Annotated in this window: 18 protein-coding genes; 6 read left to right on the top strand and 12 right to left on the bottom strand. The window is 70.0% G+C overall.

Annotated features, from left to right (window positions below):
* Window positions 1-633: 633 nt before the first annotated feature.
* The gene (locus BN2660_RS10415) at window positions 634-1,665 is read right to left on the bottom strand and encodes a S66 family peptidase (RefSeq protein WP_091231321.1); all 1,032 of its coding nucleotides are present in this window, start codon (window positions 1,663-1,665) and stop codon (window positions 634-636) included.
* Between the two features lie 96 nt (window positions 1,666-1,761).
* Between BN2660_RS10415 and BN2660_RS10410 the strand changes: the two genes are divergently transcribed.
* Window positions 1,762-1,968 (top strand): transcriptional regulator, encoded by a 207-nt coding sequence (locus BN2660_RS10410; RefSeq protein ID WP_091231317.1) that lies wholly within the window; start codon window positions 1,762-1,764, stop codon window positions 1,966-1,968.
* Between the two features lie 75 nt (window positions 1,969-2,043).
* Window positions 2,044-3,939 (top strand): ABC transporter ATP-binding protein, encoded by a 1,896-nt coding sequence (locus tag BN2660_RS10405; RefSeq protein ID WP_091231313.1) that lies wholly within the window; start codon window positions 2,044-2,046, stop codon window positions 3,937-3,939.
* Between the two features lie 167 nt (window positions 3,940-4,106).
* Here the strand turns inward: BN2660_RS10405 and BN2660_RS10400 are convergent, their stop codons facing one another.
* Window positions 4,107-5,969: a phosphoenolpyruvate carboxykinase (GTP) gene (locus BN2660_RS10400; RefSeq protein ID WP_091231309.1), complete on the bottom strand. Its 1,863-nt coding sequence runs from the start codon at window positions 5,967-5,969 to the stop codon at window positions 4,107-4,109.
* A gap of 108 nt (window positions 5,970-6,077) precedes the next feature.
* Here BN2660_RS10400 and BN2660_RS10395 point away from each other — a divergent pair, with 108 nt between their 5' ends.
* Window positions 6,078-7,520, top strand: a complete 1,443-nt coding sequence (locus tag BN2660_RS10395; protein ID WP_091231306.1) for an XRE family transcriptional regulator — start codon at window positions 6,078-6,080, stop codon at window positions 7,518-7,520.
* 18 nt (window positions 7,521-7,538) lie between these two features.
* Here the strand turns inward: BN2660_RS10395 and BN2660_RS10390 are convergent, their stop codons facing one another.
* Together BN2660_RS10390 and BN2660_RS10385 are read right to left on the bottom strand one after the other, a co-directional pair.
* Complete coding sequence (locus tag BN2660_RS10390) at window positions 7,539-8,585, bottom strand: winged helix DNA-binding domain-containing protein (RefSeq protein WP_091231303.1); 1,047 nt, start codon at window positions 8,583-8,585, stop codon at window positions 7,539-7,541.
* A 53-nt stretch (window positions 8,586-8,638) separates the two neighbouring features.
* Window positions 8,639-10,087: a glyceraldehyde-3-phosphate dehydrogenase gene (locus tag BN2660_RS10385; protein ID WP_091231299.1), complete on the bottom strand. Its 1,449-nt coding sequence runs from the start codon at window positions 10,085-10,087 to the stop codon at window positions 8,639-8,641.
* Window positions 10,088-10,240: 153 nt separating this feature from the next.
* Here BN2660_RS10385 and BN2660_RS10380 point away from each other — a divergent pair, with 153 nt between their 5' ends.
* Window positions 10,241-11,590: an amidohydrolase gene (locus BN2660_RS10380; protein ID WP_091231295.1), complete on the top strand. Its 1,350-nt coding sequence runs from the start codon at window positions 10,241-10,243 to the stop codon at window positions 11,588-11,590.
* 120 nt (window positions 11,591-11,710) lie between these two features.
* Here the strand turns inward: BN2660_RS10380 and BN2660_RS10375 are convergent, their stop codons facing one another.
* The 8 genes from BN2660_RS10375 to BN2660_RS10340 all read right to left on the bottom strand — a co-directional run bounded on the left by BN2660_RS10375 (window position 11,711) and on the right by BN2660_RS10340 (window position 20,447).
* Entirely contained in the window at window positions 11,711-12,700 is a 990-nt protein-coding gene (locus tag BN2660_RS10375; protein WP_091231291.1) for a class I SAM-dependent methyltransferase, read from the bottom strand.
* An 84-nt stretch (window positions 12,701-12,784) separates the two neighbouring features.
* Window positions 12,785-13,480 carry an alpha/beta fold hydrolase gene (locus BN2660_RS10370; protein WP_091231288.1) on the bottom strand — a complete coding sequence of 232 codons (696 nt, stop codon included), beginning with the start codon at window positions 13,478-13,480 and terminating at the stop codon, window positions 12,785-12,787.
* A 34-nt stretch (window positions 13,481-13,514) separates the two neighbouring features.
* Window positions 13,515-14,102: a TetR/AcrR family transcriptional regulator gene (locus BN2660_RS10365; RefSeq protein WP_091231286.1), complete on the bottom strand. Its 588-nt coding sequence runs from the start codon at window positions 14,100-14,102 to the stop codon at window positions 13,515-13,517.
* A gap of 35 nt (window positions 14,103-14,137) precedes the next feature.
* Window positions 14,138-14,971: an ATP-binding cassette domain-containing protein gene (locus BN2660_RS10360; protein ID WP_091231283.1), complete on the bottom strand. Its 834-nt coding sequence runs from the start codon at window positions 14,969-14,971 to the stop codon at window positions 14,138-14,140.
* Window positions 14,968-16,770 (bottom strand): dipeptide/oligopeptide/nickel ABC transporter permease/ATP-binding protein, encoded by a 1,803-nt coding sequence (locus BN2660_RS10355; protein WP_091231280.1) that lies wholly within the window; start codon window positions 16,768-16,770, stop codon window positions 14,968-14,970. Before BN2660_RS10355 ends, BN2660_RS10360 begins: the two co-directional genes overlap by 4 nt.
* A complete protein-coding gene (locus BN2660_RS10350) occupies window positions 16,767-17,708 on the bottom strand; it encodes an ABC transporter permease (RefSeq protein ID WP_091231277.1) in 942 nt (313 codons plus the stop codon). Before BN2660_RS10350 ends, BN2660_RS10355 begins: the two co-directional genes overlap by 4 nt.
* A gap of 107 nt (window positions 17,709-17,815) precedes the next feature.
* The gene (locus BN2660_RS10345) at window positions 17,816-19,339 is read right to left on the bottom strand and encodes an ABC transporter substrate-binding protein (protein WP_091231275.1); all 1,524 of its coding nucleotides are present in this window, start codon (window positions 19,337-19,339) and stop codon (window positions 17,816-17,818) included.
* A gap of 145 nt (window positions 19,340-19,484) precedes the next feature.
* On the bottom strand, window positions 19,485-20,447 hold the full coding sequence (locus BN2660_RS10340) for an aldo/keto reductase (RefSeq protein WP_091231271.1): 963 nt from the start codon (window positions 20,445-20,447) through the stop codon (window positions 19,485-19,487).
* Between the two features lie 112 nt (window positions 20,448-20,559).
* On the opposite strand from BN2660_RS10340, the gene BN2660_RS10335 reads away from it, so the two are divergent.
* Window positions 20,560-21,297, top strand: coding sequence for an SDR family NAD(P)-dependent oxidoreductase (locus BN2660_RS10335; RefSeq protein ID WP_091231266.1), 738 nt, complete (start codon window positions 20,560-20,562; stop codon window positions 21,295-21,297).
* A gap of 42 nt (window positions 21,298-21,339) precedes the next feature.
* Window positions 21,340-22,440 carry a zinc-binding dehydrogenase gene (locus BN2660_RS10330; protein WP_091231263.1) on the top strand — a complete coding sequence of 367 codons (1,101 nt, stop codon included), beginning with the start codon at window positions 21,340-21,342 and terminating at the stop codon, window positions 22,438-22,440.
* Window positions 22,441-22,442 lie beyond the last annotated feature (2 nt).

The raw sequence follows: 22,442 nt of genomic DNA, 5'->3' as shown, positions 1-22,442 counted from the left end.
CGGTGCGAAATCGACCCCGCACGCCGCGCGAGGTGGGGAATCGACCCCGCACGCGGCGCGAGGTGCGGAATCGGACCCCGCACCGCCCGCCGCAGTGCATGCGCGGCAGAATCGCACCACGCGCAGCCGCCGCCGGATGCGGGGTCAATAACGCACCGGCGAAGGCCGTTTACGGTGCGGAATCGACCCCGCACGAGGCCGCCGCAGTGCATGCGCGGCAGAATCGCACGGCGCGCGGCCGCGGCCGGATGCGGGGTCAATAACGCACCGGCGAAGGCCGTTTACGGTGCGAAATCGACCCCGCACGACGCGCGAGGTGCGAAATCGACCCCGCACGCGGCGCGAGATGCGAAATCGACCCCGCACCGCCCGCCGCAGTGCATGCGCGGCAGAATCGCACCACGCGCAGCCGCCGCCGGATGCGGGGTCAATAACGCACCGGCGAAGGCCGTTTACGGTGAGAAATCGACCCCGCACGCGGCGCGAGATGCGCAATCGACCCCGCAGCGCGGCCCGCGAGCCACGGCACGCGGGAGTCCGAGTGCGTCCCGCGACGCCGGCGTGATCCCGGAATGACTCGCCGGGATCACCCGAGGATCCGGTCTCCCTGATGTCGAGCAGCGCGACAGCGCCTCAGTAGGTCGCGCTCACGGTGCGGGTCTCGCCGTCGAGCGCCATCGTGCCCCCGAACGGCACGATCCACTGCGGCCTGGTGTGGCCGAACGGCACGCCCACGCACACGACGGCGTCGGGGTTGTACCGCGAGACCACGTCGACGACCGCGTCTCGCTGAGCGGCGCGGAGCGCATCGGCCTCGTCGGGCGAGGGGTGGAAGTCGAAGTCGCTCACCGGCGGTCGCGCCACCGCCACACCGGCGACCGCTCCGAGGATGCCTCGCTCCCCCAGACCTCTGAGCCAGCGCGCCACCCAGCTCGCGGCGGGGCGCTCCTCGCTCGTCTCCAGCAGCAGGATGCCGCCGCGGAGATCCTCGATCGGCGGCAGACGATCCACGAGCGCGAGCTGGTCGATGACCTCGAGGCAGCCACCCCAGGTGCGTCCTTCGACTCGTGCGGCGGGGCCCGACCAGGTCCACGGTTCGGTCGCGACGCGGTCGCCGTACTCGGTGAGCGCCCGCGGGTCCGCCCAGCGGCGGCCGACGTCCTCCGACTCCCCCGGTTCGGTGAGCTCGATCGCGCCGCCGTCGAGAAGGGCGGCCAGGAGCGAGCGCCGGTGGACATCGTCGACGGCGGGACCGGGCCCCAGGTGGACCGCGGTCGAACCGCCGTAGTAGCCGCGGATGCTCAGGCTCCACAGCCAGTTCAGGATGTTCGTGTTGTCGCTGTACCCGAGGAAGGGCTTGGGATCGGCCAGCGCGAGGGTGGGGTCGAGATGCGGGACGACGAGCACCTGGTCGTCGCCGCCGATCGTCGCGACGATCGCGCGGATCTCGGGATCCGCGAAGGCCGCGTTCACGTCGGCTGCTCGCGCCTGCGGGCTCGCATCGAGCTGTCGCGTCGTGGGGTACTCGACCGGGATCAGCCCGGTCAGATCCTCGAGGCGGCGAAGAGCCTGCGCGTGCAGCTCCGGGGCGACCGCGGGCGCGGCGAAGGCGGGCGAAAGCACGGCGACCTTGTCGCCGGCGACGGGCTTGGTTGTCGACAGCATCCGCCCAGTCTGTCAGTGCTCGCCACCGGCGCCCGGAGGTCAACATGAGTTGACAAAGAAGCCGTCGTCAACAAGTATTGACGCAGGAGGTGCACCATGACCCTGAAGACCGCGATCGCCCAGCACGACGGCAACGAACCCATCGCCGAGCTCCATCGGCTCGCCGGCCTGCGTTCGGAGATCGCCCGCGCCGAGGAGAGCCAGGTGCGGCGGGCTCGCAACCTCGGGTACTCCTGGCAGGCGATCGCCGGCGCGCTCGGCGTCTCGAAGCAGGCCGCGCATCGCCGCTTCGGCGGACGCTGACGCCCTCAGCCCACCCACAGGAATCGCCCGAGAACGAAGTACGGTCGAAGTACCCCTTTCAGAACGAGGTCCCGCATGTCCAGCACGGCGACGTCACGCCGACGCGGACGGGGCGCGCAGCACGACGGTCCGCGCGCCACATTCCGTCAGCTCCTCCCCTTCCTCTTCGAGCACAAGCGCACGCTCGTCGTCGTCGCGGTGCTCAGCGTCTTCGGCGCAGCGACATCGCTCGCGCAGCCTCTGCTGGTCGGCCAGGTGATCGAGGCCGTGCAGTCCGACCGGGGCCTCGGCATCCTCGTCTGGCTGCTGATCGGATTCGTGGTGATCTCGTCGATCATCTCCGGCTATCAGCACTATCTGCTGCAGCGCACCGGCACCGCGGTCGTGTATTCGAGTCGGCGCAAGCTCATCGCCCGCATCCTGCACCTGCCGATCAGCGAGTTCGACGCCCGCCGCACCGGCGACCTCGTCTCCCGCGTCGGCACCGACACGACGCTGCTCTACGCCGTGCTCACCCAGGGACTGGCGGATGCCGTCGGCAGCGCGCTCCTGTTCGTGGGCGCGCTCATCGCGATGCTCGTGATCGACCCGGTGCTGCTCCTGCTCATCGTCGTGGTCATCGGCGCGTCGGTCGTCGTGGTCACCGTTCTGAGCGGCCGCATCCGCACGGCATCCACCGCCCAGCAGGAGAAGGTCGGCGATCTCGCCTCCGGCGTCGAGCGTGCGGTCGGCTCCATCCGCACCGTCCGCGCGTCGGGCGCCACCGAGCGCGAGACCGAGTCCGTGTCACGGCTCGCATCCGACGCCTACGGCATCGGCGTGCAGATCGCCAAGGTCTCGTCGCTCGTCGTGCCGATCGCCGGCATCGCGCTGCAGCTGTCCCTTCTCGTCGTGCTCGGCGTCGGCGGATTCCGCGTCGCCTCGGGCACCATCACGATCGCATCGCTGATCACGTTCATCCTGTTCCTGTTCATGCTGGTGATGCCCCTCGCCACCACCTTCGGCGCGATCACGTCGGTGAACCAGGCTCTCGGAGCGCTCGGCCGCATCCAGGAGGTGCTCGACCTGCCGACCGAGACGCAGGGCGATGCCGAGATCGCCGCGTCGCTGCCCACAGAGGATCCGCAGCCCGATGCGCCGGCGATCGAGTTCCGCGACGTGCGCTTCCGCTACCCGGAGAACGTCGTGGCCGCCAGGCAGGCCGCGGCCGAGGCCGCGCGGATCCTGCTCGCCGACGCTCATCTCGACACGGCCGAGGAGACCACGGTCGACGAGGCCGCGTCGATGGAGCGCGACGTGCTCCGCGGCGTCTCGTTCTCGGTGCCGCAGGGTGCACGCGTCGCCCTCGTCGGCCCCAGCGGCGCCGGAAAGAGCACGATCCTGTCGCTCATCGAGCGGTTCTACGACCCGACGGGCGGGTCGATCCGACTGCGCGGGCACGACGCCCGCACCTTCCCGCGCGACGAGCTGCGCGCGCAGTTCGGCTACGTCGAGCAGGACGCCCCGACTCTCGCGGGAACACTCGGCGACAATCTGCGGCTCGCCGCTCCCGAGGCCTCGGACGAGCGCTGCGAGCAGGTGCTGCGCGCGGTCAACCTCGGCGATGTGCTCGATCGCAACCCCCTGCGTCTCGATGCGCCCGTCGGCGAGGACGGCGTGATGCTCTCGGGAGGAGAGCGCCAGCGCCTCGCGATCGCGCGCGCGCTCCTCACGGAGGCGCCGATCCTGCTGCTCGACGAATCGACGTCCTCGCTGGACGGCGTCAACGAGCAGCGGATGCGGGAGGCGATCGACGCCGTCTCCGCCGATCGCACGCTCATCGTGATCGCGCACCGCCTGTCGACCGTGGTCGACAGCGACGTGATCGTCGTCCTGCAGGACGGCGTGGTCGTGGGCCAGGGCACGCACGCCGAGCTCGTGGAGTCGACGCCGCTGTATCGCGACCTCGCTCGGCACCAGCTGCTGGCCTGACGCAAAGACGCAGCACGGTTCGTCTCGCTCCGCTCGCTCCGCGTCCGAGGGCGACGCGAAGGCGGGATGTCGGGGACCACTCAGCCATGGGTTCGTCTCAGACATCCCGCCTTCGCGGGTCTATGGGGGTGTGAGACGCCGGCTCCCCCGAACCGGCGCCCCGTCCGTCACGCCTTGTCGAGGCGGTAGCGGAGCGACGCCAGCTCGGCGCGCAGCGCGGCGGGGACCTTGTCGCCGAAGGTGTCGTAGAACTCCTCCGTGAGGTCCGCCTCCGTCCGCCATGCGTCGACGTCGACGGAGAAGAGCTCCTCGAGGTCGGCCTCGGGCACGTCGATGCCGTCGAGATTGAGGTCCGACACGACCGGAAGCCGACCGATCGGGCTCTCCACTGTCGACACCTCACCCGAGATGCGACGGATGATCCAGTCGACGACACGCGAGTTGTCGCCGAACCCGGGCCACAGGAAGCGACCGTCAGCTCCTCGACGGAACCAGTTCACCTGGAAGATGCGCGGAGCGCGGTCGAAGCGTAGGCCGCGGCCCACCTTGAGCCAGTGCCCGAAGTAGTCGGCCATGTTGTAGCCGCAGAACGGGAGCATCGCGAAGGGGTCGCGGCGAAGCTCGCCGACCTTCCCCTCGGCGGCGGCGGTGCGCTCGGACGAGATGTTCGAGCCGAGGAACACGCCGTGGGTCCAGTCGGTGGCCTCGACGACGAGCGGGACGTTGGTGGCGCGGCGTCCGCCGAACAGGATGACGTCGAGCGGCACCGCCTCCTCCCAGTCCTCCGAGATCTGGGGGCACTGCGCGGCCGACACGGTGAAGCGCGAGTTGGGGTGCGCAGCCGGACGACCGGAATCCGGAGTCCAGGGGTTGCCCTCCCAGTCGGTGAGGTTCGGCGGCGCCTGGTCGGTCAGGCCCTCCCACCACACGTCACCGTCCGGCCGCAGTGCGACGTTGGTGAAGATCGTGTTGCCCCACAGCGTCTCCACGGCGGTGACGTTCGTCGACTCGCCGGTGCCGGGCGCGACGCCGAAGAATCCGGCCTCGGGGTTGATCGCCCAGAGCCTGCCGTCGTCGCCGGGGCGGATCCAGGCGATGTCGTCGCCGAGCGTCTCGACGCGCCATCCGGGGATGGTCGGGCGGAGCATGGCGAGATTCGTCTTGCCGCATGCCGAGGGGAAGGCCGCGGCGACGTGGTACGCCTTGCCCGCGGGGTCGATGACGCGGATGAGCAGCATGTGCTCCGCGAGCCAGCCCTCGTCGCGGGCGATGACGGAGGCGATGCGCAGCGCGAAGCACTTCTTCGCGAGGATCGCGTTGCCGCCGTAGCCCGAGCCGAACGAGTAGACCTCGAGCGTCTCGGGGAAGTGCACGATGTACTTGTCGTCGTTGCACGGCCACTCGACGTCGGGCTCGCCGTCGGCGAGAGGAGCACCGACCGAGTGCACGGTCTTCACCCAGGGAGCACCCTCCGCGATCTGCCGGGTGACGGCATCGCCCACGCGGGTCATGATGCCGATCGAGGCGACCGCGTACTCGCTGTCGGTGACCTGGACGCCGATGTGCGACAGCGGCCCGCCCACGGGGCCCATCGAGAACGGCACGACGAACATGGTGCGTCCGCGCATCGACCCCTCGAAGATCTCCGTCATCTTCTCGCGCATCTGCGCGGGATCCGCCCAGTTGTTCGTCGGACCTGCATCCTCTTCGCGCTCGGATGCGATGAAGGTGCGCCCCTCGGTACGGGCGACGTCGCTGGGGTGCGACCGGGCGAGGTACGAGCCCGGACGCCACTCGGGGTTGAGCTTGATGAGCTTGCCCTCGTCGACGAGACCTCGCAGCAGCCAGTCGTTCTCGGCCCGCGAGCCGTCGACCCAGTGGATGCGCGCCGGCTGGGTGAGTGCCGCGATCTCGTCGACCCACGCAGACAGCTCGGACATCGCGGGGGTGTCGTACGTGGGCGCGGTCCCGAAGGTGCGCACGGGTGCGACGGATGCTGTCCGAGGGCTGAAGACTTCGGCGATCGCCATGTCTGCTCCTTTGAAGTGGGGGCCGTACACCTATCTTCTTCCGGCTCTGAGCCGACTTTCCGGCATTTCGAGCGATAAGAATGCTGATTCTTTAGATAGCATCAAGGAATGGCTCCCTCCGGCATCCACCTCACGACCCTCGGCCACCGCATCCGCCACCACCGACTCTCGAGCGGCTTCACGCTCGACGAACTCGGCGCGGCGGTGGGTGTCGCGGGGTCGCAGCTCAGCCTGATCGAGAACGGCAAGCGAGAGCCGAAGCTGTCGCTTCTGCAGGCGATCGCACACGCGACCGGCACCGAGGTCACCGATCTCATCTCCGGCGAGCCGCCGAACCGGCGGGCGGCCCTCGAGATCGAGCTGGAGCGCGCCCAGGAGAGCCCCGTGTTCCGGCAATTGGGCATCGCGCCGGTGCGTGTGACGAAGGGCATGAGCGACGAGACGATCGAATCCGTGCTCGGGCTGCACAGAGAGCTGCAGCGTCGCGAACGCGAGGCCATCGCCACGCCGGAAGAGGCCCGCCGGGCGAACACCGAACTGCGACTGCGGATGCGCGCGCAGCACAACTATCTCGCCGACATCGAGAAGCTCGCCGAGAAGCAGCTGCGATCGGCAGGGCACGTCCAGGGCGCGGTGACGCACCGCACGGTGAGCATCATGGCGGAGAAGCTCGGATTCGAGCTCATCTACGTCAACGACCTCCCCCACTCGACCCGGTCGGTGACCGACCTGGAGAACGGCCGCATCTACCTGCCCCCGGCGTCCATCCCGGGTGGTCACGGACTGCGGTCCATGGCCCTGCAGGCGATGGCGCATCGTCTTCTCGGGCACACGCCGCCGACCGACTACGCCGACTTCCTCCAGCAGCGGCTCGAGATCAACTACTTCGCGGCGTCGTGCCTCATGCCCGAGACCGCCTCCGTGGCGTTCCTTCAGCAGGCGAAGAAGGATCGCAACCTGGCGGTCGAGGACTTCCGCGATGCCTTCGGCGTGACGCACGAGGCGGCGGGCATGCGGATGACCAACCTCCTCACGCAGCACCTCGGCATGGAACTGCACTTCCTCCGCGTCGACGAGACCGGGGCGATCACGCGGGTCTACGAGAACGACGGACTGCCGTTGCCGATGGACGTCACCGGAGCGGTCGAGGGCCAGCGCGTGTGCCGCAAATTCCAGGCGCGCAGCGCGTTCACGCAGCAGAATCGCACCACGGAGCACCACCAGTACACGGACACCCCGTCGGGGACCTTCTGGTGCGCGACGCAGACCGGCTCGTCGAGCGAGGGGGAGTTCTCGATCACCGTCGGTGTGCCCTTCGACGATGCGCGCTGGTGGCGCGGACGCGAGACGGCCGACCGAGCGGTGTCGACCTGCCCCGACGAGTCGTGCTGCCGACGCCCGTCCACTGATCTCGCCGAGCGGTGGAGCGGCAAGGCCTGGCCGAGCGCCCGGGTGCACACCCACATGTTCTCGCCGCTCCCCCGAGGCGCGTTCCCCGGTGTGGACGACAACGAGGTCTACAGCTTCCTCGGGCGTCACGCCAGCGAGTGATCGGGGCGAGTCCGCCGCTCAACCCTCCATGAAGCGCGCGAACCGGGCGAGGGCGGCGGCCACGGCCGCGTCGTCGACCGGCTCGTGGAACAGTTCCGGCGGCGCGCCCATCGATGCGGCGGCGTGCGTCCAGCATCCGATCACCCGCCCCTCCTCGATGAGCGTCGCCCGCACCATGCCGTTCTTGCCGGGCCCCACCGCGGCGAGGTGCTCCGGAGCGCACACGGCCGTGCGGTCGGCGTAGGAGATGTAGTACTCGTCGAACGCGCCGAGCGCGAGGACGGATGCCGCGCCCGCCGACCGTCGTGGGCGGGTGGCGGCGGAGAACACACCTGCCTCGACCTCGACGACGCGGCCCGCAGCCCGGTCCCGCGCCTCCCGCGACTCCCCCAGCGTCAGGCCCGACCACCAGGCGAAGTCGGCGACGCCGGCGGGTCCGTGGCCGTCGATGTAGCGGACGAAGAGCTCGGCGAGCGGGTCGTCGGGCGTGGCATGCTCGCGGATGTGCGCGTCCACGGGCACGAAGCGCTGCTCGCGGGCGACTCCGTCGCGCGCGACGACCGGCCCCTGGCAGATCAGACCGTCGAGCGTGAGGACGTTCAGCAGGTGGATGCCGCGCTGCCCCGTGGGGTCGATCCCCACGCCCTCGAACACGGCGAACACCTCGGCCCTGGTGAGACCGCCCTCGCGCAGCCGGGGCATGATCGCAGCGACGGCGCCCGCGATCATGGCCTCGTCGATGCCGAGGTCGCGCTGCCGCGACGCTCCCTGCCGGCGCTGCCGCTCGGCGGTCACCGAGAGCACCCATCGCAGATCCCGCGCGGGAATGGTGTGCAGTGTGCCGCGCATGGTCCAGGCCCGTACGAGCTCACCCCGGTCGAAGGCGCGGTCCACGGTGCGGATCGTCGGCTCGCCGCGGGTGCGGGTGGCGAGCGCCCACCGCCCGGCCGTGAAGTCCTGGCTCTGCACCGCGAGCATGTGCGACGCCGCCTCCCCCACCGACGCCGCGGGCGCGGAGAGGCGATGCGAGCGCAGCCGCTCCGACAGCAGCGTCGAGGTCGTCATGGCCCCATCATGCCCGGTGCCGCCGACACGCGTGCGACGCCGCACGCGCGCGCTCAGCCGTGCAGAGTGACCTCTCGGCGCGCGGGCAGCACCACGGGGTGCGACCCCGCCATGACCTCGAGCACACGGATGACCTGGCACGAGTACCCGTACTCGTTGTCGTACCAGACGTACAGCACGACGTCATCGTCGGTCGCGATGGTCGCCAGCCCGTCGACGATCCCCGCTCGATGCGAGCCGACGAAGTCCGTCGACACGACCTCGGGGCTCTCGACGTAGTCGATCTGCTGGCGGAGCTTCGAGTGGAGGGATACCCGGCGCAGGTAGTCGTTGAGCTCTTCTCTCACCGCCGGGCGATCGAGCGTGAGGTGCAGCACGGCGAGCGACACGTCGGGCGTCGGCACCCGGATCGCCGATCCCGTGAGCTTGCCCTCGAGTTCGGGTAGCGCCCTGGCGACGGCCTTCGCGGCACCGGTCTCGGTGATGACCATGTTCAGCACTGCCGAGCGTCCGCGGCGGTCGCCGCTGTGGAAGTTGTCGATGAGGTTCTGATCGTTCGTGAACGAGTGCACGGTCTCGACGTGACCGCGGCGGATGCCGTACGCCTCGTCGACGGCCTTCAGCACCGGCGTGATGGCGTTCGTGGTGCACGAGGCGGCCGTGACGATGCGGTCCTCCGGCGTGATCGTGCCGTCGTTGATGCCGTGGACGATGTTCTTCAACGCCCCCTTGCCCGGCGCGGTCAGCAGCACGCGTGCGACGCCGGTGGACTCGAGATGGCGGCTGAGGCCGGCCTCGTCGCGCCAGCGCCCCGTGTTGTCGACGACGATCGCGTCGCGGATGCCGTACGCGGTGTAGTCGATCGTCGAGGGGTCGTCGGAGTAGATCACCTGGATGCGGGTGCCGTTGGCGATGATCTGCTCGGCCTCCTCGTCGACCGTGACGGAGCCTGCGAAGCGACCGTGCACGGAGTCGTGCAGCAGCAGCGAGGCGCGCTTGACCAGGTCGTTGTCGGCTCCGCGCCGCACGACGATCGCGCGGAGCCGGAGCCCGCTGCCTCCTCCGGTGTGGGCGATGAGGATGCGGGCGAGCAGTCGACCGATGCGGCCGAAGCCGTACAGCACGACATCGGTGGGCGGCGCGGGGACCGCTCCGACAGCGGGCGCGAGGGCGTCGGCGACGTGGGCGGCGAGCTCCTGCCCGCTCTCCGCTCGCCCCTCCACCAGACGAGCCACGTCGATCGACGAGGCCCCGGGAGCGAGCGCGTGGATCGCCTCGAGCACGGCGAGGGTCTCGTCGAGGGGGATCTGCTGGTGTCCGAGCTGCGCCACGCGATCGTGCACCTCGACGATCCCGGTCGCGGAGAGTCCGAGCAGCCGGTGCCCGTGGAGGGAGGTGACCACGTCGCGCTCGCGCTTGAGTGCGCCGATCAGCGGGATCATCCGCTCGGCCAGCTCTTCTCGCGCCGTCCAGTCGTCGTGGGGTGCGGCGATTACGTTCATCTGCGTCCTTGCATGTGTGAGCGCGCGCCGAGGTCGCCGGCGCGCGGGATTGCCGGGTGAGCTTCGGGGGATGCGACCAGCCTACGCGGCGCGCGGCGGGCTTTCGAATCGCCGCTGCGCACGTGCGACTGTTGCGTCTACAGTGGGAGAATAATGACTCACGGCATACACGGCCACGACGCCGACCTGATCATCCGCGGCGGACGCATCCACACCCTGGACCCGTCGGACTCCGTCACCCATGCGCTGGCCGTGCGAGGAGGACGCATCACCGCGCTCGGCGACGACGCCGAGGCGCTCTCGGCACGCGAGACGATCGAGCTCGACGGTCGGACTGCCGTTCCCGGCATCAACGACGCCCACCTGCATGCCGCCTGGCTCGGCGCCCGCTGGCCGCATCTGTTCTTCGGCGACACTCCCCCGGAGCAGCAGCCCGCGGGACGACTGGTCTCGACTCCCGACGAGCGCCGAGCAGCACTGCGAGGCGCCTGGTCGCTGCTCGCCGAGCTCGGCATCACGAGCTACACGGAGCCGGGGATCGGCCCGGGCGAGGACGACGGAGAGACGGGATGCTTCGGCACGACGATGCTCGACACCTACCTCGACCTGCACCGCGAGCGCATGCAGACGTCGCGCGTCACCCTGCTGCGGCTGTTCGGGACCATCGACGGCGAGAGCACGCTCGACGACTTCGAGAGAGGCATCCGGAGCAGCGTGCCGACCACGGATCCCCGGTGGCTCGCGATCACCGGCGTGAAGATCTTCGCCGACGGCATCCCGCCGATGGCGACGGCCTGGGTGCAGGACCCCTACCTCGACGGCTCGCACGGAGAGCTGCTCACCCGTGGCGCCGTCGAGCCGGTCGAGGCGTTCCGCCGCATGGTGCGGCTCGCGGCGGGCCGCGGACTCCAGGTCGCGGTGCACGCGACCGGCGACCGCTCGATCTCGGAGTTCCTGGCCGTCCTCGAGAGCCTCGACCCGGCCACCGCGACGCCCGCGACGGGCCCGCACTATGTCGTGCACGGCGACCTCGCGACCGGTGAGCAGATCGCTCGGATGCGACGGGTCGGCGCCGGGTTCGCAGTGCAGCCTCTCATCGCCGGCCACACGCATGAGTGGGCCGGGGCGCAGCTTCCCGCGGAGCGGCTCGCCCGCGCCTGGCCGGTCGCGGACATGCTCGCGAGCGGCGTCCTGACGACGATCACCAGCGACGCGCCCATCGTGACGCCCGACTGGCGCACGAGCCTCGACGCCACGGTCGACCTGCTCCGTGACGCCGAGCAGGTCGTCGACCGGGGCCTCCGGCGCATCCTCCTGCGATCCGTGACGCTGGATGCCGCCCGGCAGGACGGCGCCGAGACGTGGAAGGGCTCGCTCGAGCCGGGCAAGGTCGCAGACCTCACGGTGCTCGACGAGGACCCCGTCGACCCCGCCCGGGCCTTCTCGTCGATCGGCGTGGCCCGCACCGTCGTCGACGGGCGCACGGTCTTCCGGCGCGACTGAGGGCGCTCCACCCAGACGAAAACGGCGGGCGGCATGTTCACGCATGCCGCCCGCCTCTGATCCCCCTCGGATCAGTCCCGAGCTCCGGCGCGCGCCCGAGGGCGGGCGCCGGAGCGAGTCTCACACCGCCGTCGCGATGAGCACCCGCGGGCTTCCCGCGAGCGCGATCTTCTCGCGCACCTCCCAGCCGGCGTCCGCGAGCCACCCGCGCACCTCGGCCTCCGGGTACACGACCGTCCCATCGATCACGAGGTACTCCCCCGCATGCACGGCGTCGAGCGCACGCTGCTCATCGTCGTCGTCCAGGAAGAAGTCGAGCACCGTCAGCGTGGCGCCGGCCGCGGCCGCGCCGCGCAGGTTGCGGAAGATGCGCGCGTTCTCCTCGGCACCGAAGCGGTGGATGACGTGGTTCGCCAGGATCAGGTCGTACTCGCCCTCCGGAGTGGCGGTGGCGGTGTCGCCGTTCTCCACCGTGGTGCGGTCGGTGAGCCCTGCCGCCTCGATCGCCTCGGCCACTCCTCCGTCGAAGCCGGGCGCGTACAGGAAGGTGGTCCGGAGCTCGGGGCTCCGCCGCATGACCTCGATCGCGAAGCCGGCCGAGAGACCGCCGAAGTCGAGCGCCCGGCGGGCCGACGAGAGATCGACCGAGCGGGCGAACTCCTGCGCGTGCAGGGCGTTGTACGTCATGACCCCGTCCATGAAGGTCGCCCAGCGGGCGTCGTCCATCTGCAGGTCGCCCGGCTCCGTCGTGTCGACCGTGTGCGCGAACTGCAGCCAGTGCGGGTAGCTGATCTCGCCGAGGAACGTGAGGAACGGCGCGAGGTCGATCGCCGACGAGGGTCCGACCAGGTACGCCGCAGCGTCAGGCGCCACGGAGTACCGTCCGTCAGTGCGGGAGAGCAGGCCCTTGGCCGCCATCGCGTCGGCGAGGATCCGCGCGATCCTCTCGCTCACTCCGCACTCGGCGGCGATCGCGACCGTCGTGTCCGCACCGTTCGCGACGGCCGCGAACAGGCCGATCCTGCTCGCCTGGAACAGCTGCTGCGAAGCCATGTAGCCGGTCGCGATGTCCAGGATCCTCGTCGCCTCGGGAGGAGAGATGTTCGTCATGGTGTGCCTTTCTGGCTGTGGAGGTTCTTTATTCTACGTTTGGAGGATAATAGAGGCAGAGTGCGGCGCCCGGCTCGCGGGCCCTCAGCCCGCGAGGAAGTCGATCGTCACCGCGCGGAACTCCTGCGAGCGCAGGGCGGCCACGTGATCCCCGGGAACGCGCCGCACGGCGCCCTCCGGCAGCATCGCGGCGAGACCGTGGATCCCCGCGGCCATTCCGTCGTCGATCCCGCCGACGAGGAGCGTCGGCTGCACAGGCGGAGCCGCCGCCGGGTCGAACGGTTCGGCGGCGAGGCCTTCGATCAGATCGAGGATGCCGTCGGCGCGGTTGCCCGGCGCGGATGCCATCTGCAGGATCGTGCCCGTCAGCGGATCGGCCGGCAGGGCACCCCCCGCGAGGGCGGTGCGCGCCGCTGCGAGATCGACGTGGGCGAACGGCTCACCGGGTGCCAGCCCGCCGAGCACGAGGCGCCGCACCCGCATCGACGGATGCCCGGCGAGATCCCACGCGAGCCTCGCGCCGAGGGAGTACCCCACGAGGTCGACCTCGCCGTCGCCGACCACCGCGGCGATGAGGTCGAGCACCTCTGTGCTCGTCACGACACCGAAGTCCGAGCTCCTGCCGTGCGCCGGCAGGTCGACGACGACGCTCGGTCGGTCGCCGAGGAGAGGCGACCAGTCCGCATCCGGCCAGTCCGCGTCGCCTGACGAGGCGAGCCCGTGCAGGAACACGACCGGACGCCCCGCACCGGGACGACGATGGACGAAGAGAGCTGTCATGACGCACCCGCCTCTCGGGAAGGGCGCGCCGGCCTCAGCGAAGGCGCGCCAGGAACTGGTCGACGTAGGCGCGGTAGTCCGCGAGGCGCTCGCCGTCCGGATACATGAGGTTGATCACGGTCGCGCCGACGGCCACCGAGATGTACTCGTTGGCCACGACGTCGAAGTCCTGGGCGCGGATGGCACCGGCGTCGCTCGCCGCCTGCATCCTCTCGACCAGCATCCCGCGCCACCTCTCGAGGTGCGTGCGGTAGAGGGCGGTGAGTGCATCGTTCGACATCGCGTACTCCCACAGCGCCAGAAGCACCCGCCCGCTGGGGATCTCCTGCACCCGGCTCGGCAGAGTGCCCTCGAGCAGCGTCCGCAACGCCGTCTCGGCGCTCTGCCCCTCGGCGATCGATTCCTGCAGCCAGGTGTCGTGCTCGGACAGCACCGTCTCGAAGGTCGCCGCGACGATGCTCTCCTTGCCCGGGAAGTAGTGCTTCAGCGCGCCGTTGGCGAATCCCGCCTCCGCCGCGATGCTGCGCATCGTCGCCGCCTCGAAGCCGCCCTTGAGGATGATGCTCCGCGCCACCTCGACGATGTCCCGTCGACGCTGGTCGTGGTCGATGATCTTCGGCATGGAATCCTTCCGGCCGGTGGTGTCTGGGCCTGGTGCTACCGTACAACCGCATCGCGCACCTCCCGCAGAGCCAGCCACTGAGTCCGCCGTTCCCGCTGCGCGACCGGGTCGGCCACGGGCGACGCGAGGCGCAGGCGTTCCGAGTACGGATGCTGCGGCGATCGCGTCACCTGCTCGCCCTCGCCCACCTCGACGAGCTCGCCCCGGTACATCACGGCCACCCGATGGCAGACGCGACGCACGACTCCGAGGTCGTGCGAGACGAAGAGGTACGCCACGCCGGTCTCCCGCTGCAGCTCGATGAACAGGTCGAGGATCGTCGCCTGGGTCGTGAGGTCGAGCGCGCTGACCGGCTCGTCGCACACGATCAGTCGCGGACCCCGCACCAGGGCTCGCGCGATCGCGATGCGCTGCCGCTGCCCGCCGGAGAACTCGCTCGGATATCGCTCCATCGCGGTGGAGGGGAGGCGCACCCGATCGAGCATCTCCCGCACCCTGGTCGCCGCCGCTCCGGCGCTGATGCCGCTCGTCAGCAGGGGCTCGACGAGGATGTCGCCGATCGTCATCGCGGGGTTCAGCGAGCCGTACGGATCCTGGAACACGACCTGGATGTCGTCGGCGAGCGCGCGCCGCGCGCGACCGCTCACCCCGCTGATCTCCCGACCGTCGAATTGGATGCGGCCGCCGGTCACCGGAGCGAGTCCGAGAATCGCCTTGCCCAGCGTGGACTTGCCGGAGCCTGATTCGCCGACGAGACCCAGGCACTCGCCGGGGGCGATGTCGAGCGACACCCCGTGGAGCGCGCGGAACGCGGTGCGGCCACGACCGTAGTCGACCACCAGATCGCTGACGTCGAGAAGAGCGGTCATGCGGTCACCTCCACTGCTGTCGCGGACGACGAGCGCGACAGCCGGTCGAGCTCCCGTCGGCCGGCGACGTCGTCGAGAGAGGCCGCGATCAGCTCTCGCGTGTACTCCTCGGCCGGTGCGGCGAAGAGGTCGTCGACCGCCCCCGACTCGACGATGTCTCCCCCGCGCATGACGACCACCCGGTCGCAGATGTCGGCCACGACGCCGAAGTTGTGCGTGACGATGAGCAGGGCCATGCCGTACTCCGCCTGCAGCTCGCGGAGCAGCTCGAGCACCTCGGCCTGGACGGTGACGTCGAGGGCCGTCGTCGGCTCATCGGCCACCAGCAGCGACGGCCGCCCCGCGATCGCCCCCGCGATGAGGACGCGCTGCGCCATGCCGCCGGAGACCTGATGGGGATAGCTGCGCATCACCCGATCGGGGTCGGTGAGTCCCACGCGTGCGAGCATCGCCCGCGCGCGCTCCTCGGCGGCCGCCCGACTCAGACCGTGCGTGCGCCGCAGCGGCTCGATCAACTGATGGCCGATCGTGTACGACGGGTCGAGATTGCTCATCGGCTCCTGCGGCACGTAGCCGATCTCGCGTCCGAGGAGCGCCCGCCGCTGCGCGGGGGACGCATGAGTGACGTCGATGCCGCCGACCCAGACGGCGTCGGCCTCTGCCCGGCCCGTGGCGGGCAGGAGGTCGAGCACGGAGAACACCGTCTGCGACTTGCCCGACCCGGACTCGCCCACGATCCCGACCACCTCACCCGGTGCGACGTCGAGGGTGACGCCGTGCACCACCTCGGTCTCCCCGACCGGCGTGGCATGGGTCACGCGGAGGTTCTCGACCCGAAGGGCCGAGGCCTCGGCGGCGTGGCTCGTCGTGCCCGTGGCCGGTGCGGCGGATGCCGGTGCAGCATCCGTCCGTCGCTTGGCGGCCCGGGGAGTGCGCACCTGCACGAGCTCCGCGAGCGTCGATCCCATGATCGCGAGCACCGCGATCGTGAGCCCGAGTGCGGCGGAGGGCCAGAGCAGCATCAGCGGGTAGGTGAGCATGAGCCGGAAGCCCTCGAGCATCATCGCGCCCCAGCTGGGGACGTTCGAATCGCCGATCCCGAGGAACTGGAGACCCGCCTGCATGCCCATCGCGATGCCTGCGGTGAGGGCCGTCTGGATGATGACCGCCGGATACACGGCTTTGATCACATGGCGGAAGATGATTCGCGCGTCCGACAGCCCCGACACCCGCGCGGCGTCGATGTAGGCCTCGCCCCGTACCGCGAGCGTCTGCGACCTCGAGATGCGGAAGTACCCCGGGACCATGAAGACGCCGACGGTGACCATGAGCACTTCGAAGTTGTTGCGGCTGCCGGCGGCGACCACCAGCAGGATGATCATGCCGGGGATCGACTGCAGCGCGTCGCTGATCCACGTCGCGACCCGATCGAGGACTCCCCCGAAGTAGCCGGCGGCGACTCCTGCGGGCACGCCGATCACGACGGCCGCGACGATGGTGATCACGGCGCCCCAGATGGTGGTGCGGGTGCCGTAGATGAGTCGCGAGAGGATGTCGCGTCCCGTCGAGTCCCCACCCAGCAGGTGCTCCGGTCCCGGCGGCGCCTTGGCCGCGGCGAGGTCAACGAGGTTCGGGTCCATCGGGGCGAGCAGCGGTGCGAACACCCCCACCAGCACGATGAGGACGAAGACGATGAGCGGGATGAGTCCGCCCGGATGCCGCAGGAACCGGCGCAGCAGACCGGAACGGCGCTTCTGAGCCGCGCGGTCGAACGCTACGCGGATGTCGGTGGTCGTCATGAGACACGCACCTTCGGGTTGATCCAGCCGAGCACGAGGTCGAGAAGGAGGTTGATGAGGACGACGAAGACGATCGAGATGACCGTGATCCCCAGCAGCATGGGGATGTCGCCGTTCTGCGAGGACTGGTTGGTGAGCTGGCCGAGGCCCGGGAGGCTGAAGATCTGCTCGACGACGATCGCGCCCGACAGGAGTCCGACGAACATGAGCGCGATGACCGTGAGGGCCGCCGGCGACGCGTTCCGGAGGATGTGCAGGTTGACCCTGGCAGACGAGAGCCCGCGGCTGCGGAGCGTGCGCACCCAGTCCTGACGCGTCTGGGCGATGACGGCGTTGCGCAGCTGCTCGGAGACGGCGACGATGCCGCCGAGGGCGAGCGAGATCGCCGGCAGGGTGATCGAGCGCACCCAGCCGTCGACCGACTGCGACGGCGACACGTAGCCGACGGCGGGGAACCACCGCAGCTGCACGGCGAACCAGATCACGAGGACGAGGCTGACCCAGAAGCCCGGAAGGGCGAAGAGCACGACGGAGACGCCCTTGATGATCCGGTCGAACCAGGTGCCGGGGCTCAGGCCGGTGATCATCCCGAACACGATCCCGATCACGGCGGTGATCAGGGTGGCCGCGGTCACGACGGAGAGCGTGACGGGCACCTTGATGGCGAGCTGGTCGGCGACCGGTTGGAAGTTGCGCCAGGAGACGCCGAAGTCGAGCAGCACGGCGTGAGACAGCCAGTCCCAGAACTGCACGAGCAGGGGACGGTCGATACCGATCTTCTCCGCGAGCGCCGCCTGCTGAGCGGGGCTCGCCGTGGTGCCGAGGAGCGCGGCCGTCGGATCGCTGATCGCCAGATGTGCGAGGAAGAACGTGCCGATCGAGACCGCCACGAGCAGCAGGATGCCGGACAGCACCCGCTTCGCGGTGAACACGAGCATGGGAGACCTCTCTGGGCCGGAGGGGAAGGAGTGGAGACGATGTCGGAGCTCGGGGCGAGGTCCAGGCGACGTCGGGGCGGCGCGAGGCCGCCCCGACGTGCCCCGGATCACCCCTGGGTGATGTACCGCAGCGTGGGGAACATCATCCCGACGACGGGCTGCAGCTCGATGCCGGCCGCCGTGTAGTAAATGTTGTTCGCCTGGTACCAGACCGACCACCAGGCCTGATCGACGAGCGCCTGGTTGAGCTCCTCGACCGCTGCCGTCTGCGCGTCGCCGCGCTCGGTCTGCACCTTCTCGACGAGCGGAGCGATGACCTCGTTCTGCGCGTAGTCGGGCTCGGGGTTGAACCACTGCACGCTCGTCAGCTGACGCTGGACGGTGGCGACGTCGTTGCCGTCCATCGCGAGGAAGGAGATGAACATCGGGTAGTTCGGCGCGTTCAGCTGGTAGTCCGGCATCTGCATGTTGTCCCAGGTCACGGTCACGCCGAGCTCGGTGAGAGCCTGCTCGGCCGACGGCTTCCACATCTCGAAGATGGGCGACATCGGCATCGAGATCGCGAACCCGTCGGCGTACCCGGCGTCGGCGAGCAACTGCTTGGCCTTGTCCATGTTGTACGCGTAGGCGTCGTTGAGGGCGGGATCGTTGATGTCGCCGCCGTCGGGGAACACCTGGTTCGTCGCGACGCCCGCCCCGCTGCCGACCGCGGCGAGAACGGCAGCACCGTCGAACGCGTAGTTCAGCGCCTGCCGCACCTCGAGCGTGCCGAGCGGCTCGCTCTTCGCGCCGGTGTGGTCGGTGATCACGAGACCCGCCCAGCCGGAGACGCGCTGGGCGGTGTTCCACCCCTGCTGCTCGGCCTGCTCGAGGTTCGCGACGTCGCCGTACTGCACGTTGATCTGTCCGCTGAGCATCGCGTTGTGACGTGCGGTGGCATCGGTGATCGGGAAGATCGCCAGCTCGCCGAACGGATAGGTCTCGGCATCCCAATGGTCCTCGACCTTGGTGAAGTGGTACTCGGCGCCGGCGACGCTCGTCGCATCGTCGCGGACGTACGGACCGGAGCCGATGGGCTCGGCGCCCAGCGTCCCCGCCTCGATCGATGCCGGCGACATGACGTAGCTGCGTCCGAGACCCATGAGGTAGAGGATCGTGTCGTCGCGCTGGGTGAGCTCGATGGCGAGGGTGTCGTCGTCGACCTTCGAGAACGAGGCGACGTTGAGATACGCCTCCCCCGAGCGAGCGCCCGCCTTCAGGTACTCGAGGCTGGCGATCACCGCATCGACATCCACCGGTGCGCCGTCGCTGAACACGGCGTCGGTGCGGATGTCCATCTCGATGCTGAGATCGTCGTCGGCGACGGTCCACTCGGTGGCGAGCGACGGGACGGGGTTGCCGTCCGCGTCGAGGGCCACCAGCGGGTCGTAGACCGCGGACAGGTACGGTCCGTCGAAGCCGATGTCCGCGAGGGAGGGATCCCACGACGTGACGTCGAGGAAGTTCCCGATGTTGAGGGCATCGGGTGCCGAGGATCCGTCAGACGGAGACGGGGTGCCTCCGCTGCTGCAGCTGGTGAGCGCGAGCGTCGCGGCGACGGCCGCGGCGAGCGCAAGGGTCGTACGTTTCATGGTGCCTTCTCTCGGGTGCAGGAGGTGTGAAGAAGGTTCGAAGAGCCGCAGCCCGGGAGCCGGATCCGACGCCACTTCGATGTGTCGTGCTGGTTAGTCTACATGCGTGGAAAAAGAACACAAGAGCCGACTTCCACGCGCCGTCTCACCACGCGCCGTCGTCGCGCACCGCGCGGTCGACCCCGAAGTCCTCGAGCGCGGCCCGCACCTCGACGCCATGATCGCGGGCGAGCGCGAGGGCCTCGTGGTTCTGCTCGAGCTGCTCGAGGCGCGATGCTCCGAACAGGACGTTCGAGGTCGCGGGATTCGCGAGGCAGAAGGCGATGCCGAGCGCGGCGGGCGTGACGCCGAATTCCGCCGCGACCCGCTCCACGTCGGGGTAGATCGCGAGCACCTGCTCACGGATGCCGCCGACGTCGGCGCCGATCTTGCGCTGCGGCATGCGACCGGTGGCGAGGATGCCGCCTTCGAACACGTCCGACGCCTGCAGGGTGAGCGTGCCGTCGATGAAGAGCGGCCCGTACGCCGCACCCTCCGCCATCGAGCGACGCGCGATCCCGTACTTGAGCTGGGCGAAACCCGGGCCGACCAGCCCCTCGGCCTCCGCTGCCGCGAGGGCCGCCCGGGTCTCCTCGATGCGCCAGTTGTTGATCCCCCACGAGTCCACGAGCCCCTCGTCGATGAGCTCGTTCACGTCGGCGACGAGGCGACCGACGTCCGGGGCGGCGAGGTAGTCCCCCACCACGAGCGTGTCGAACCGGTCGAGCCCCGCACGATCGAGCGATTCGCGGAGCTGCGCGCCGAACCCCTGGTTCGGCCAGTCCCAGAGCCAGAGCTTGCCGCACAGGACGATGTCCGACCGGTCGACGCCGCTCGCACGGAGCGCCTGCCCGAACAGGATGTCCGTCTTCGAGTTCTCCGCGTGCGGACCCATGTTGTAGTAGGCGACGTCGAAGAAGCCGGCATCGAGCTCGACGGCGCGCCGGATCATCGCGGCGGCCTCGGCATGCGGCATCCGATCCCAGGTGTTCCATGATCCGAGCGCCAGAGGAGGGACGGGGGACCCACCGCTCGTCAGGGGCCTGCGTGGATATGTCGAAACCGGCATGAGAGCTCCTCGTTCGTCGATTGCACGGGGTTGTGTTTTTCTATGGTTGTAGAATATAACGGAGACACACACCGGGAACACCACCCGGACCACCCGTCAGTGAGGACGAAAGATGACCGACTCCCCCGTTCGCCGCGTACTCGTCACGGGTGGCGCCTCCGGCCTCGGCCGCGGCATCGCGACCTCGTTCCGCGCTCAGGGGGCGGAGGTCTTCATCGGCGATCTCGATGCGGATGCCGCCGCCTCCGTCGCGGCGGAGATCGGCGCGACGGCCCTCGCCCTCGACATCGCGGACGAGGCCTCCGTCCTCGCCGCGGCCGACGCCCTCCGCACGGCGGGCGGACTCGACGTCCTCGTCAACAACGCGGGCGTCGTGGCCGGCGGAGGCACGCTGCAGGAGGTCCCCGTGGCGGCCGTCGACGCCGCGATCCGCGTCAACATCCGGGGGACGTTCCTCATGCTCCGCGTCTTCGGCGCCCTGCTGGCCGAGGCGGGCCGCGGCTCGATCGTCAACATCTCGTCGATCGGCGCCCGGCAGCCCACTCCCGGACTCGGTCACTACGAGGCGACCAAGGCCGCCGTCGACGCCCTCACGCGCACGGCCGCGATCGAGCTGGCCGCCTCCGGGGTGCGGGTGAACGCAGTCGCCCCCGGCCCCGTGCTCACCCCCCTGACCGCCGCCTTCGCCTCCGACCCGCAGGCCCGCGCCGCCTGGGAGTCCCGCATCCCGCTCGGCTCGATCGCCGAGGTCGAGCAGGTGGCACCGCTCGTGCTCTTCCTCGCCGGGGACGAGGCGAGCCACATCACCGGCATCTCCGTGCCCGTCGACGGCGGACAGCTCCTCGTCTGACACCCCTTCACCCTCCGTACCCGCGCTCCGAACCGAGGATCCATGACTCTCCCCACCACCACTCGCGCCGCCGTGCTCACCGGACACGGCGAACCGCTGACCCTGCAGGACCTTCCGCTGCCGTCCGAGATCGAGCCGGGCGCCGCACTCGTCCGCATCTCGTGCACGACGCTCTGCGGCACGGACATCGAGATCTGGGAGGGGCGCATGAGCTTCCCCGGAATGCTGCCGATGGTCCTCGGGCACGAGATGGTCGGTGAGGTGGTCGCCGTCGGCGCCGAAGCCCGGGACGCTCTCGGACGACCGCTCTCCCTCGGCGATCGCATCGGCTGGTCGGAGTCGACGTGCGGAGAGTGCCACGGCTGCGTCGTCCTCCGTGAGCCGGTGGCGTGCTCCCGCCGCGGCTACGGGTTCCTGCAGCGCTCGGACGTGCACCCGTTCGCGACGGCGGGACTCTCCGAGTACGCGTACGTCACCCCCCGTGCGGCCAAGCTGCTGCTGCCTCCGGCCGTGCCCGACACCTGGGCCTCGATGGCCGGATGCGCAGCCAAGACGGTGCTGCGGGCGTTCGAGCGCGCCGGTCGCATCCGTCCCGGCTCCACGGTCGTCATCCAGGGCTCCGGAGCGCTGGGCATCTTCGCGACGGCCGTCGCGAAGATCGCCGGCGCCGGTCAGGTCATCACGGTCGGGGCGCCGGCCGCGCGACTCGAGCTGGCCGCTCGTTTCGGTGCCGATGCGGTCGTGGACTTCCGCGAGGGCCCGGTGGTCGAGCAGGTGCTCGACCTGACGGGCGGGTACGGCGCCGACCACGTCTTCGATTTCGCGGGTGCGCCGACCGTCGGTCCGGACGCCGTCGGGATGGCCGCGCAGCGCGGCACCGTGGTGGTCGTCGGCTCGACCGGGCCGGCCGGTGACGGATTCGCCCTCAGCACGGTGATGGGCAAGGAGCTGACGATCGTCGGCTCGCTCAACGGCGACATCTCGGACTACGCCAGGGCCATCGACTTCTTCGCCGCCTTCGCGGGCCGCTACCCGTGGGACGACCTGTTCAGCGCCCCGGTCGGACTCGCGGAGGCGTCGGACAAGATCGCGCACATGCATCACCTCGACGAGGTCAAAGCCGTCATCGATCCGAGACTGTGAGG

This window comes from Microbacterium sp. 3J1, from assembly GCF_001049495.1.
Taxonomy (GTDB): domain Bacteria; phylum Actinomycetota; class Actinomycetes; order Actinomycetales; family Microbacteriaceae; genus Microbacterium.
This window is presented reverse-complemented; position numbering and strand designations above follow the sequence as displayed.